Source organism: Mesorhizobium sp. M8A.F.Ca.ET.202.01.1.1, from assembly GCF_004791595.1.
Taxonomy (GTDB): domain Bacteria; phylum Pseudomonadota; class Alphaproteobacteria; order Rhizobiales; family Rhizobiaceae; genus Mesorhizobium.
This window is the reverse complement of sequence record NZ_SRUN01000002.1, coordinates 511,331-523,874: the sequence shown is the minus strand read 5'-3', so window position 1 is coordinate 523,874 and position 12,544 is coordinate 511,331. Positions and strand designations below refer to the sequence as shown.

The window sequence follows — 12,544 nt, the reverse complement described above, 5'->3', positions numbered from 1 at the left end:
CCGCCGCGCGTTACTGCGCCTTAATCCGCATTTCCACGCGACGGTTGACCGGATCATACGGGTTGGGGCTGCGTGGATTCTTTTCGCCCATGCCGATGGCGTCGATGCGGGCGGGATCGACACCACTGGCCGTCAGGAAGGCTGCCACCGATTTCGCTCGTCGTTGCGACAGGCCCTCATTGTAATGCACAGTGCCAGTGGCGTCGGTGTAGCCTTCGACGACGAAGCTGAACGTGCTCAGCCGGCTGTCCTTCAGCGCCTTGGCGAACTCGTCGAGTTCAGAGCGCGCAGTGGTGTCGAGTGCGGCCGAATCTAGGCCGAAATTGATCAGCATATCGAGACTCGATTTCTCTCCCGGCGCTTCTTTTGCCTTGGTCTTGGTCTTGCTCTTGCACTCCTCCTCGGTGCCGACGCAAATTCCCCGCGACTTGCCGAGATCGGCCGCGCCGGCAAAGAACTTGACAATGTCTTCTGATTTCTGAACAGGATCGGCGAAAGCGTGGGTCGAGAAAAACACCACGACCGCCAAGACAAAAGTTGAACTGCCCCACTGCATAACGGTTACTCCTATCTGAGCATCCGATTTCGATGATGGCGATCATACCAAATTCCAGTGCAATTGTCTGTCGATAAACGCCGGCGGCACGATAGTGCCGTTGGCTGTTGCCGGATCATTGGTCGAGACTTGACCCGCGCCGCGCCTGAGGCTTGAGTGACCAAGGCTTCTCGATGAAAGCGTGGCGGTCATGGCCAATGGGCTCCGATTCAAGACGGCACGAGATCTTTTCACGGCTTGTCCGGCTATTGCCGAGGACATGAGAACCCTTCCAACCGACCAAAACTCGATCGCGTTTTGCCGCCACCTGCTCGCCGGGCGCGTTCCCGAGGAAGCGATCACATTCTGTGCCTACCTGCTTGCCGAGCGGGCCGCGGTCTGGTGGGCGCATGAATGCCTGAGCCATCTGACCGAGCTGTTCGATGGAACCGATCAGGAATTGCTTGCGCATGTTCGCGACTGGGTGGCTGAACCGGACAATCCCCGCCATCAGGCAGCCGTCCGCACGGCCGCGACGACACCAGCAACAACGCCAGTCGGCTGGATTGCGCTGGCTGCTGGATGGCGGAACAATGGTTCGGCCATGGACGCGACGACAACACCGGCCTTGCCGCCATTACCTGCTGCCCACGCCGTCAATGCCGGGATTCTGGCCGGCCTGGCGCGTGTCGCTCTCGCGGACCGGTTTGCGGTTCTTTCCGCATTTGTCGAAATGGGCATCCAGATGGCGGAGATCGAGGCGCGCCAATCGGCTGATGCCTATTAGAGCCGCTTACTTGCAGCCGCCTTGCGCCCATTTGGCCAGCGCCACCTTGAAGCGTGTTCCCAGCGGATGTTGCAGGCGCAAGACAGAGACATCATTGGCGGCGAAATTCTTCGCCTGATCGCACAGCCGGGCCTCGTTCCATTCATGGCAGCCGTCGCAGTGCTTGCCTTCCCAGACCGACTTGTCCAACCCCTCCACCGGGCTGAACAGGGGCTTGCCCTTGATCAGTTCGGCGATGCTCTTGCCGTCGATCGCCGCATCGCCGAAGTCGACCGGATGATTAAAAAGGATCGGGGCATCCGACGCCAGTTTGGGGATTTTCTGGCGCAGCACATCGAGCGCAAGCTGGTCGTTGCTCGGGCCTGACGGACTAGCCGGGCCGGTGTTGCGCGCGTCGGAGCCGCCTTCGGCTTGAGGTGTGCTCGCCTCGCCCACGATCAATGGCGCATTGAGATCGACCTTGTGCAGGACGACCTCCGTTGTCAGCGAAACGTTGAGCCAGGGGCGCTGCTTGCCGGCGGTTGCCTTGAAGACATCACCGGTCACCCGGTTCATCGCCTCGGTGATGGAGACGTTGGCTTCGCCGATGTGCTGAAGCAGCGCCGCAGTGAACGGCGAATGTTCGCCCGACCCGTCATAGGCGACCTGATTGGGACTGGCGGCGAAAGCGACAAGCGTGCCGGCGCCACCGTTCTCGATCGGGATCTCGGCCAGGCCGCTCATCGCACCGTGGACGCCCGCAGTCTTGGCCAGCACTTCGGCGAGGGGATTGTCGCGGCAAGCGTCGAGGAACACCAGCCTGATGCTGGTCTCGCGTGACATCTGGCGCAAAACAAAATCAAACGACACGGCCTCGAAGTCGAGGGAAGTCTCGTCCTCCAGCGCGGCGTCGACCGGAAGCAGGTAGTTCTTGCCCGAAACCTGCAAGCCGTGGCCGGCGTAGAAGAACAGCGCGATATCGGCACCGCGCACCTGTTTTGCGAACTGGGCGATCGTCGCCTGCGTCTGCGGCTTGGTCAGGTCGAAGCCCGAAACCACCTCGAAGTCGAGCTTCTTCAAGCGTTCGGCCATGGCCTGGGCGTCGCGCACCGGATTGGCGAGGGGTGCCGCGTGCTGATACTGGGCGTTGCCGAGGACAAGGGCGACGCGGCGCTCGGCGCTGGCGGCCGTCATAGTCAACAGCAAGGCGAGTACCACGAGACCGGCGGCGCGAAAGAAGCGGCCGCAACGGGCGATCAGACCGGACCTCACCGCACCCTCAGAGCTTGGTCGCGGAAAACTCGATCCGCCGGTTGAGCGCCTTGTTCTTTGGCGTATCGTTGGCGGCAACCGGCCGCTCCTCGCCATACCCGGTCGCCGTGATCTGCGTGCGCGCAATCCCCGCGGCAACAATGGCATCGGCGACCGCCTGGGCCCGCCGTTCGGACAATTGCTTGTTCGCCTCCGGCGAGCCGTCGGAATCGGTGTAACCGGAGACCTCGACCTTGAGGCTCGGGCATTTGCCGACGACACCTTCGACCTCTTCAAGCAACGGCCGGCTCTTCGCATCGAGCCGCGCGCTGGCCGGCCGGAAGTAGATGGCGCCGGTGCGCGACAGCACGGCGAACCGGTTCAGGCATTCCTCGTCGCTGAAGTTCGCCTTGGCGGCATCGGTGGCAACGGGGCCAACCTCGGCTGAATTCGCCGCGGCGGTCGGAGCGGCGGCCGGCTTGCTGCCGTCAGCGGTGAAGACGAAATCGAACGATACCGACGCGGTCGGCACGATGTTGGTGACATTGGCTGCCTGTTGCAGCTTGTCAACGTTCGGCAACAGGCCGAAATCCTCGACATGGACAGCGACCGGAGCCTCCGAAGCAACCGACACCATGGTGTCGCTGATCATAGTGACGACGACGCTGGCCTCGAGGTCCTTGTCGACGCCGTGCAGATTGAGACGGAAAGGCAAGGTTGCCTTCACCCTGCGCTTTGTCGCGAGATCGGCGAATGCGGCGGGATCCACCTTCGCCGTCAGCTCGGCCGTCGGGTACTTGAATGTCTCGAAGAACAGGAAGCGCATGCGAACATTGCGCAGGTCGACGCCGGTATCGACCGAGTTGAGGTCGAATGTGACCTTGGCATCACCCGCCGCGCTCAGCGTGCCGGTGATGTTCCTGATCTTGTTGGTCTCGACGATCGTGTTCTTCTTGACCGACTGGTAGGTGATCACCGAAGCTGCGGGATCGAGCGTCCAGTTCGGCGCGGCGCTGGCGGCTTGCGACCCGAGCAACAGCAACAACGTGAGGCCAAGAGCCCTTGCTGCAGCAAGGCCTTTCGACGTTGTCTTCCACCAGAATGCGACGACTTCGAACATGGAACGCCCCTGCCCAGGACCACCGTATCGACCCGACATCAAGCGGGGAGCATAGAGCACTCGCGGTTGGTTGGCGAGTACGGCTGCAAATCCTAAGAATGCAGGATAATCGGCGAAGAACTGATGCTGCCCCATTCCTGAACTAAGCCTAAGCCGGTGTGAAACGATCCGGGAGTCAGTGCCGCCACGACCAGGACATGGTCGTAGCTACGTCCGGCATTCTTGAGGTTTGATCAACCTCCCCAACCGCCGCCTCCACTACCTCCGTTCCCGCCTCCACCCATGGACGGAGTGACTGGCGGGGGGACAGGTGCCGTTTCCTCAACCGGCTTGATCACCTTTTTGGCGGTGACCTTCTTCTGCTGGTCGATCTTTGGCGTGGACGTCGTGCGAACGAGCTTCTGTCTGTGCTTCGTCGTCGTCACCGTTGGTTCGGCCGTGGGCGAAACGGACATGCAGCCCGCTAGCGCCGCCAGGGCACCGGATAGAACCGTTGCAATCAATGCCTGCTTCACTGCCGTGCCCACCATTGCCTCCTTGTGATCAAAACAAGTCCCGACGCGGATTGGCTTGCTCCCAGACCGCTCTGGCCGTCTTGACCAGTTGGTCGTCCAGCGAGCCGTTCGCCGCGATCTTCGACTTGAGTTCGCCGTGCAATTGCTTCAGCGCCGCCGTTTTCGCCTTCACGCCGAATTTTGTCAGCGTCGCCTGGGCGCCCGGCAATTCCTTGCGAAGATCGAGTGCCACCGCGAAGGCCAGGTAGCGCACCGCTATCGCCTGGTCGGCCTTGTCGCCCTTCTGCATTTCGAGAGCCGCCCGGTCATAGGCGCCGGACTGATCGCCGCGGGCCGTGGCCAGTTCGAACAGTCTCTGCGCTTCATCGAGGTTCTGCCCGACGCCGACACCGTCCCGGTACATGCGCGCGAGGCTAGCCGGAGCGTAAGGCTGGCCGAGATCCATGGCCTTCTGGAAGAGCCCGTGCGCCTGGCTGGGATCCTTCCCGACACCTACGCCGGCGAGGTAATTTCGGCCGAGCAGGTTCATCGAATACATGTCCTGCCGCTCAACGCCCGCCTTCAAGAAGGCCACGGCGCGGGCCGGATCGGCGGGCACGCCATTGCGGCCCTCCGTGAAGATCGCGGCAAGATCATTCATCGCGTAGGTATGGCCCATGGCTGCCGCCTTGAGCAGAAGGTCCAGCCCCTTGCCAGTGTCGCGCTCGACGCCATAGCCGTTGAACAGGGCACGTCCCCATGACGTCATCCCGTAAGGATCGCCCTTGTCGGACGCCGCCGCATAAAAGGCATTGGCTTGCTTGCGGTCGGCAGGCATTCCCGTGCCCGTCGCGTTGAAGTAGCCAAGCTCGAACACGGCACGGACGTGACCATTGTCGGCTGCCGCCTGGACGGCTTTCTTGGCGTACTCGACCTTGCCGGCTGCCAGCAGCGCTCGGCCCAGTTCGTAGCGGAAGCGGGCGACGTCGGGATAGGCTTTCACCGCCGCCTCGCAGGCCTTCACGGCCTCGGTGCCGATTTCATTCGGAAGCAGGCCGGGGACGACGCCTTGCAGGTCGAGAGGCTCGCCGGCGGCCTGGTCGCAAGGATCGACGCGTGGCGACAGCTTCATGGTGGCGGGCTTGGATGAACTGCTGTCGGCGCGGATTTCGAAGCCGACCTCTACCGGCTGGGCAGCACCGATCTGGGGTTCGTAGCGCAGCTGGTCGACCTCGTCCGCCATCAGGCTCGACTCCGGCGACAGGGCACGATCCGGCAGGGACAGCGTTCCCGTTGCCGGATAGCTCGCGAGTTTCAGGCTGACGGAGGGATCCTTTGTGGGGAAATCCAGATTCAGCGGAACCGGGCCTACTCCGACCGGGACGCTGATCTCGCGGTTTTCGATCGCCTCGGCGGCGCCGGTGATATGAATGCCCCGCTCCAGCACCTGCTGCTTCTGCTCGGTCTCGAGCGAAGCCGCAATCTGTTCGCCTTGGGCGCCGTGGCCATCCTTGACACGGAACACCATGATGCCCCGGGCTTCGCCACCCCAATTGTCATGCGTGGCGTAGGCCAGCATGTCCACCTCTTCGGGCGCACCGGCGCCCTTGGGCACATCCATCTTCAGGCGTGGCAGGTCCACGCCCTGAATCTCTTCGCCGACCTCGACGGCCCTGCCGTCCAGCAGCAGGCGTCCGAGCACGGGCGGCCTTTCGATGCTGACGGTGATCGATCCGCCATCGACATCGACCGGTTCCGGCAGGTCAAGGGCAACAGGCCCGACACCCGACGGCACGACTTTCTCAAGAACCGGCGGCAGCGAAGGCCGGCTGGCACGGCGCATCAGGACAACTTCGTCGATGAGCGAGGAGTTTTCCCAGGGAACCTGCTTGCCGTCGGTGGCCTCGACCACATCCCGGCGCACCGCGGCCATGACCGTGCGTATCTCTTGGTTCGGCGCCAGCGCCCGACGCGAAAATGCGGACGAAAACGGGCTGAGGTCTCCGCCTCCATCATAGGCGACCGCCCCTGGCTCGGTGGCAAAGGCGATCAGCGTATTCAGCGAGCTTTTGACCTGTGCAAGACCGGTGTTGCCGGCCGTGATCAGCTGGTCCCTCAGCCAATAATCCTTGCGCGGAAACGGATTGTTGCGACAGGCGTCGAGGATGATCACCTGGATCTTCGATTTCGCGCGCAATTGCTGCAGGACATCATCCAGCTTGACCGCCTGGACCTCTATGTCGGCTGCATTCTTCAGCGAGGCATCGACGGGGATCAGGAAATTCTCGCCACCAATCTGAAAGCCATGACCGGAATAGTAGACGACGGACAGATCGGCGCCGTCCGCCGCAGCAAGGTAGTTGCGGAACTGCTCCTCGAATTGCAGCTTTGTGAGGTCCTTGGCAACGAACACTTCGAAGCCGGCCAGCCGAAACGTCTTGGATACGTCCTCGGCATCCTTGTCGGGATTCTTGAGGGCGGGGATTTCCCGGTACTCGGAATTGCCGATCACAAGCGCGACCCTTCGATCGGCCGACGCATCGAACGTCGTGAAGGCGGCCACGAGGAAAACCGCGATTAATCCGCACAGCCGGAGCATGGCAACCGCCTCAACCGCCGCGACCTGACGACCACAAGCTCCCCAGATTGCGGTATCAAGGTCTGATGAAGAACTCACAATCCGCCGAAACAGCAACAGGAAAAAGACTGAAAAACCATCGCGGCGGCAGGCACCTTCGGAATGTGCAAGGTACCTCAGAGCAGACCCATCCGCAATGAGTGTCTAACCGCACCGGCATGGCCGTCCGGATCCGACGCATTCACCAAGCTTGAACCCAGAGACGGGGTGCAGTGAAGTCGGAAGGCCTCGTCATGGGATGGCCAAAGACAAGACGAGCGGCAATTCCATTCCGAAGTGCCGGATGCGCCAGATTGTCGAGGAAAACTTTCAAGCCATGCCGGCAGGCAGCGAGTGATGCAGGATTCCAATATCAAACCATCGCTGCTGGTTCAGCCGCCTATGTGCACGTCATTGTACGCCAAAGCGCGACACGGTTCTAAGGACGCTTTACATCAATGCTTGACATGTTCAGCATTCAGCTTTGCCACCATCTTTTGGGAGGCGACTGATACTGGATGCAATGGGTAAAAGCGAAGGCTACAGTGCCGAACCCGCCCTATCGCCGCCGTTTCCCCTGCTCCCACTCGATCGTTTCCAACCCAGCTAGGACCTTGATCTAGCTTGGTTTTTGCTTTCCTGCGGCACTGAAAGCCGACACACGGCCCCTCAAAAAGTTACACTATTGACTTTAAACGGAAAATCGCCGCAAAAAAAGTTTTGAGGTTTCATAGACTATCGGAGCCAATCGGTCGGTTTTCGCTCTCTCGGTGCTCAGTCGCACACTCGACCCGATCTCAAAAAGTACCGTCAGCACAGTCTATCACGCCCCGCTGGAGCGATCCATCCATCGCAACCAAAAGAGCCAGCCTGCTCCATTGGCACTTGGTAGCGCCATCATTCATGCAAGCCCCAGTTTCGATCAGGGTCGTTGCGTCGATTGTCGGCCTACGGCGGGACCGTCTCGGAATGCCGGGGCTGACCATCCGATCCTGTCCAGTCAACCGAAGGCGCCAACCTGTGCTCTTCCCGCTATCGCTCTTGTAGCCGATGACCTGCTTATGCACAGTGATGCCCGCTAACACCATCGGACCTGATCCGGTGCCAATGTTAGCAATAAACACGCTGTCGATCAGGCGATGCATGAGATCTCGCTCTAGAATGAGCGATGGGTCTTTAACCGCTTGCTCTGCTCCTTCTCTCCGCGAGTTGCTTCCTAAGTTTGTCTCCTTCGGCAAGATAAGCTTCTGCTTGAGGCGAATTCGTTGGCGTACAGCCTCTCTTCATCGGAAGGCGCCCGTTTTTGTAGGCTAACAGGATCGCTGCGGCTGCATCAGGACCAACCTCAAGAACGAGATCGAGCCAATTCCTTTCGGGTATGTAGATGTCGGCGCGCTCAGCTTTCGACAGAACATCTCCTTCAAGAACGAGCCTTCTCGTCTTAATGGGCATGATACCAGGCAGGCTAGCAAGGAAGTCCGTAAGAGAGCGCATCGCCGATTACTATAGAGTCACTCGTAGGCGGCTAGAGCAGCCGATGTCTTACTGCTGTCGATCGATCAATATTGCGCCAGCCTTCCCCCATGATCCAAATCCGACTACAGAGGGATGCTGACCCGGTGACCTTGCAGGAGGGTGATTTCGTGAGAGCGCACTCGACCACTCGTCGTCCGGTCACTACCGAGCGCATCGAACGAGTTCTCGACCGCATCGCAGAAATCATCGTCGCACGCGGCGAGCAAGGCGAGGCATGGCTTCCGCTATATGACCACCTGGAGGCCGCGCTGCAGAATCTTCAGGCGAAGGAAAGGCGCCTTTCCGCAGTGCGTGAGCGAGTCAAACGTTCTAAGGGTTGAACGAGGACTCGACCTATGGCCCGAAGCTTAGTCCAGGCATTTTTCACCCCAGGGCTTGCCAATACATAGCGAAGAGACGCGTTTGTCATAAGGCCCCGTTGGCTGGGGTCGATATGCGACATAAGAATGTTGTTTTTATTTAGTTTTATCACAATATGTAGCACATTCAGGGCAACTGCCGTAAACTGTGTCGATGAACACCTTCCGGCGCGACCCAGCACGACTGGCTGCAGCTTATGGTCGGTGCAATCGGTGCGAAATTCCGCTCGCAATGGGAGCGGCCATTGGCGCGCGTGGCCGCGAGGGCTTGAGCCCGCAAGCGGACGGGTCCGCACTTTATTCCGCGCGTGACGATCCCAGATGACAATACTCGCTGGCTTGGGCTGATCACGCGATGCGCAACAGCTTGCGCAGGCGGACAGGCAGTCGGGGCGAGGCTTGAAGCTCAGCACAGCTCGCCTCCCATCGCTTCAGATACACGGCGATCGGGATACCGGTTCGGCCGGGCCAGCGGTTGAGTGCACCCAGCGCCTCGACACAGTCCGGCGCCGCCTCGTACTTGAGGTAAGTGTGACGGGTGCGATCAATGAGACTGAGACGAATAGGTCCAAACCAGTGGATAAGCATCGCAATATCACAATAGGTAGCACAATTTGTAGCACAAACTTTGGGCTCCCCCAACATTTATGCTTTGAAGCTTTATGTGGCGTTTGGGTGGATCTGAATTGGTCAGACTCGATTGTTTCAACCCAGCTAGATCATTGATCCAGCTGGGTTTTTTGCTTACGGCACCGAAAGCCGACGCATGGGTCCGTCAAAAAGTTACGCTGTTGAAAGGCTTCAGAGCGCCCTCGCCCGCAGACGGAGGTGAATTGACGCGTTGTGCCATACAGATCTGTGCTTACAGCGACTGCAGTCGCGCGATGTCCTCGGGTGTTGCAGCACGCTCAACTATAGTGCGCCCCGAAGGGTCCTTCACCTCCAGGCGGCCATTCTCAATCTCTTCCTTTGTGCCGTCGGGATGGGTGACTTCGGTCTTGTCACCTGAAATCTCGACCTTATCGTCTGCCGCGTTCACGTGCTCCTGCCCATCATGCCCAATGTCGTCACCGGCATCGTGGTCTGCACCATCGCCGCTGCCACTGCGGCCAGAGTTGCCGCCGTGCCCAGAGTCGTGATCTCCATCGCTGCCAGACCCGGAGTTGCCGCCATGACCCTCACCACCACTACTACTGCCGCCGCCACCCTCGCTCTTGGCATACGCGGCGGCTATTTGGATCTTGCCCGAGCTCACAAAGCTGAGCTGATAGGGCGCCACCACCAAAGCCAGGACAGTTGACGCCCGAAGGGCGAGCAGCAAGGTTCGGGTTAATTTTGGATTCTGCATGATAGGTTTCCTCCTCAATACATTGAGACAACGCAGAAGAGACGGAGATATTCCCACTATGCCCAGAAAAAGGCGAATGCAGGACCTTCGCTGGCGCTACCTCAGGACTTAGGTCGGATATGCACTGAAAGCACGCTACGCGTCCAACCTCGGCTCGGCGCAGAGGTCCAACCATAACCCGCCGCAATCACAATATCCGCAACCGGTTGGGTCACGCATGCTGACATCGTGGCTAATTAAACGGCGGGCGATGATCGAGGGTGGAAAGCGCCGATAGGTGGCCAAGACCGATCATACGCTGCCGTTTCCGATAACCGATTTGAGGCCGAGTTCTGACTGTCGGCTTACGGGCGTCGAGCTTGAATAGCTGCCGTTAGGCGCGCTAATTTCAACGACGACTTTCGCCAGGATCGCACCCATCGAATGGGGAGGCGCTCAACGGTTCGTTGTGCTAACCTCGATAGCCGCGGAGGGCGCTATGGGTGAGAATCGCAAGCTAGCCGCAATTCTAGCCGCAGACGTGGTCGGATATAGTCGGCTCGCCAGCGAAGACGAAGATCGCACCTTGGCGAGGTTGCGGGCACTACGCAGCGACCTGATCGATCCGACCATCGCCGTGCACAACGGGCGCGTGATCAAGCGCACCGGAGATGGAGCGCTTGTCGAGTTCCGCAGCGTGGTGGATGCCGTCCGCTGCGCTATCGAGGTGCAGAACGGAATGGTGGAGCGCAACGCCGGTGTACCGCAGGACCGTCGCATCGAGTTCCGGATCGGCATTCATCTGGGAGACGTTGTCGAGGAAAGCGACGGCGACCTGATGGGCGATGGTGTCAACATCGCGTCGCGTCTGGAGGGCGTTGCGGCGCCCGGGGCCATCTGCCTGTCCGAAGATGCCTATCGCCAGGTCAAAGCGAGGCTCAACCTCTCGGTCGCCGATCTCGGCAGCACGCAGCTCAAGAACATCGCCGAGCCGATCCGAGTTTATTCGCTGGCGGTCGGTGCCGCCGGCGCGAAGGCGATCGCGACGTCGGAACCCTCGACGAGCCGGCCCGCAGGATCAAAGTCGGCAAAGCTGTCGATCGCCGTCCTGCCGTTCGCCAATATGAGCGGCGACACCGAGCAGGACTACTTCGCCGACGGCATCAGCGAAGACATCATAACCGACCTGTCGAAGGTCGCCGGCCTCTCGGTCATCGCCCGCAACTCCAGCTTCACCTACAAAGGCAAGAACATCGATGTCCGGACGGTCGGGCGCGAGCTCGGCGTGACTGCGGTGCTCGAGGGCTCGATCCGCCGCGCCGGCAACCGCGTCAGGATCAATGCCCAGTTGATCGATGCGCGGACCGGGACCCATGTCTGGGCGGACCGCTACGACCGCGACATGACCGATATCTTCGCGCTGCAGGACGACGTGACGCGCCGCATCGTCGAAGCCCTCAGGGTTGCCCTGACCCCGGCCGAGTCGGCGCGCATCGCCCATACACCAACGAGAAACATCCAGGCGCATGATCTTTTCCTGCGCGGGCGCGAGGTCTTGTCCGGTCCTGATAAGACAAACGAGACATTCGAGCGCGCGGTCGCCTTGTTCATCCAGGCGATTGAGCTCGACCCCGACTATGCCGAACCGTATGCCGGCCTGGCTCACGCTTACAACCACGACTTTCAGAACCACTGGAGCGGGCGCACCGACAGCAAGGAACTCTCTGCCCATTATAGTCGGCTGGCGCTCGAGAAGGGCCCCAACCTGCCCTATGGGCATTACATGGCCGCGCTGGTGAAGTTTTGGGAGAAGGATCCGGCCGGACATCGCGAGGAGGTGGAGAAGGCGCTTGCTCTCAACCCCAACTTCGCACTGGCCTTCGGCCTGCGCGGGGTGGGCAACATCTACAACGGCGCGCCGCTGGAGGCGATTCCGGATCTGGAGCACGCGCTGCGCCTCGATCCGCTGCAGGGCCATTTGACCTGGCACTTCATCGGCTCGGCTTACCTCCTGGCCGGGGAGTACCAGAAAGCGGTCGAGGCATTTCGCGAGCGTATCCGCGTGTCGCCCAAGACCGACCTGTCGCGGGGGCTCCTTATTGCCGCGCTGGGCCACCTCGGCGACGTCGATGAAGCACGGCGCGTGAGCGCCGAGCTAAAAGAGATAAACCCGAGCTATCGCTTTTCAGAGCACGTGGGGCGGCTACCCTTCAGCAATCCGGCCGACGCCGAACGCATCCGGCAGGGGTACGCCAAGGCGGCGATACCCGAATACGCGGACGAAAGCCCTGCGCCTGCACTAGAGGTTTCGAGGGGCCGCTAGGTCGGCGGCGCGATGAAGGCCGGCACCATTATTAAGTGGGTTTCCCCCGTCTCGGTGTTGGTATTTTTGATGGTATCCAACCACCTGATGTATTTTGGCGATTGGCAGGATGAAGGACCAAAAATCCTGGCTTAGTGCCGTTTTTCACCAGTTTGGTTGCACCCATAGAATCCGGCAACCGGAATTGAACCGCCGCCAACCGGCCGTCTCATGCGA

10 protein-coding genes are annotated in these 12,544 nt (G+C 60.6%); 3 read left to right on the top strand and 7 right to left on the bottom strand.

The window, feature by feature from the left end:
• Window positions 1-10: 10 nt before the first annotated feature.
• Together EN845_RS07330 and EN845_RS35410 are read right to left on the bottom strand one after the other, a co-directional pair.
• The gene (locus tag EN845_RS07330; protein WP_135880703.1) at window positions 11-556 is read right to left on the bottom strand and encodes an OmpA family protein; all 546 of its coding nucleotides are present in this window, start codon (window positions 554-556) and stop codon (window positions 11-13) included.
• Window positions 557-598: 42 nt separating this feature from the next.
• Complete coding sequence (locus EN845_RS35410; RefSeq protein ID WP_167531251.1) at window positions 599-748, bottom strand: hypothetical protein; 150 nt, start codon at window positions 746-748, stop codon at window positions 599-601.
• On the opposite strand from EN845_RS35410, the gene EN845_RS07325 reads away from it, so the two are divergent.
• Window positions 747-1,322 (top strand): hypothetical protein, encoded by a 576-nt coding sequence (locus tag EN845_RS07325; protein ID WP_189521918.1) that lies wholly within the window; start codon window positions 747-749, stop codon window positions 1,320-1,322. The genes EN845_RS35410 and EN845_RS07325 overlap by 2 nt on opposite strands.
• A 6-nt stretch (window positions 1,323-1,328) precedes the next feature.
• Here the strand turns inward: EN845_RS07325 and EN845_RS07320 are convergent, their stop codons facing one another.
• From EN845_RS07320 to EN845_RS07305, 3 genes are all read right to left on the bottom strand, one after another.
• A complete protein-coding gene (locus EN845_RS07320; RefSeq protein WP_245511663.1) occupies window positions 1,329-2,573 on the bottom strand; it encodes a caspase domain-containing protein in 1,245 nt (414 codons plus the stop codon).
• Window positions 2,574-2,580: 7 nt separating this feature from the next.
• Window positions 2,581-3,672 (bottom strand): OmpA family protein, encoded by a 1,092-nt coding sequence (locus tag EN845_RS07315; protein ID WP_135907054.1) that lies wholly within the window; start codon window positions 3,670-3,672, stop codon window positions 2,581-2,583.
• A gap of 543 nt (window positions 3,673-4,215) precedes the next feature.
• The gene (locus EN845_RS07305; RefSeq protein ID WP_135907044.1) at window positions 4,216-6,765 is read right to left on the bottom strand and encodes a caspase family protein; all 2,550 of its coding nucleotides are present in this window, start codon (window positions 6,763-6,765) and stop codon (window positions 4,216-4,218) included.
• 1,637 nt (window positions 6,766-8,402) lie between these two features.
• On the opposite strand from EN845_RS07305, the gene EN845_RS07295 reads away from it, so the two are divergent.
• Window positions 8,403-8,639, top strand: a complete 237-nt coding sequence (locus tag EN845_RS07295; protein WP_135857355.1) for a hypothetical protein — start codon at window positions 8,403-8,405, stop codon at window positions 8,637-8,639.
• A gap of 387 nt (window positions 8,640-9,026) precedes the next feature.
• On the opposite strand, the gene EN845_RS07290 is transcribed toward EN845_RS07295, so the two are convergent.
• Window positions 9,027-9,266 carry a hypothetical protein gene (locus EN845_RS07290; protein ID WP_135880709.1) on the bottom strand — a complete coding sequence of 80 codons (240 nt, stop codon included), beginning with the start codon at window positions 9,264-9,266 and terminating at the stop codon, window positions 9,027-9,029.
• Window positions 9,267-9,540: 274 nt separating this feature from the next.
• A complete protein-coding gene (locus EN845_RS07285) occupies window positions 9,541-10,026 on the bottom strand; it encodes a hypothetical protein (protein ID WP_135907042.1) in 486 nt (161 codons plus the stop codon).
• Between the two features lie 478 nt (window positions 10,027-10,504).
• Between EN845_RS07285 and EN845_RS07280 the strand changes: the two genes are divergently transcribed.
• Window positions 10,505-12,328, top strand: coding sequence for an adenylate/guanylate cyclase domain-containing protein (locus EN845_RS07280; RefSeq protein ID WP_135907040.1), 1,824 nt, complete (start codon window positions 10,505-10,507; stop codon window positions 12,326-12,328).
• The last annotated feature ends 216 nt before the right edge of the window (window positions 12,329-12,544 follow it).

Bases quoted from the DNA above. Each gene is read 5' to 3' on its own strand.
- EN845_RS07330 (WP_135880703.1), bottom strand. From the start codon at position 556: ATGCAGTGGGGCAGTTCAACTTTTGTCTTGGCGGTCGTGGTGTTTTTC.
- EN845_RS07315 (WP_135907054.1), bottom strand. From the start codon at position 3,672: ATGTTCGAAGTCGTCGCATTCTGGTGGAAGACAACGTCGAAAGGCCTT.
- EN845_RS07305 (WP_135907044.1), bottom strand. From the start codon at position 6,765: ATGCTCCGGCTGTGCGGATTAATCGCGGTTTTCCTCGTGGCCGCCTTC.
- EN845_RS07325 (WP_189521918.1), top strand. From the start codon at position 747: ATGGCCAATGGGCTCCGATTCAAGACGGCACGAGATCTTTTCACGGCT.
- EN845_RS07285 (WP_135907042.1), bottom strand. From the start codon at position 10,026: ATGCAGAATCCAAAATTAACCCGAACCTTGCTGCTCGCCCTTCGGGCG.
- EN845_RS07290 (WP_135880709.1), bottom strand. From the start codon at position 9,266: ATGCTTATCCACTGGTTTGGACCTATTCGTCTCAGTCTCATTGATCGC.
- EN845_RS35410 (WP_167531251.1), bottom strand. From the start codon at position 748: ATGACCGCCACGCTTTCATCGAGAAGCCTTGGTCACTCAAGCCTCAGG.
- EN845_RS07280 (WP_135907040.1), top strand. From the start codon at position 10,505: ATGGGTGAGAATCGCAAGCTAGCCGCAATTCTAGCCGCAGACGTGGTC.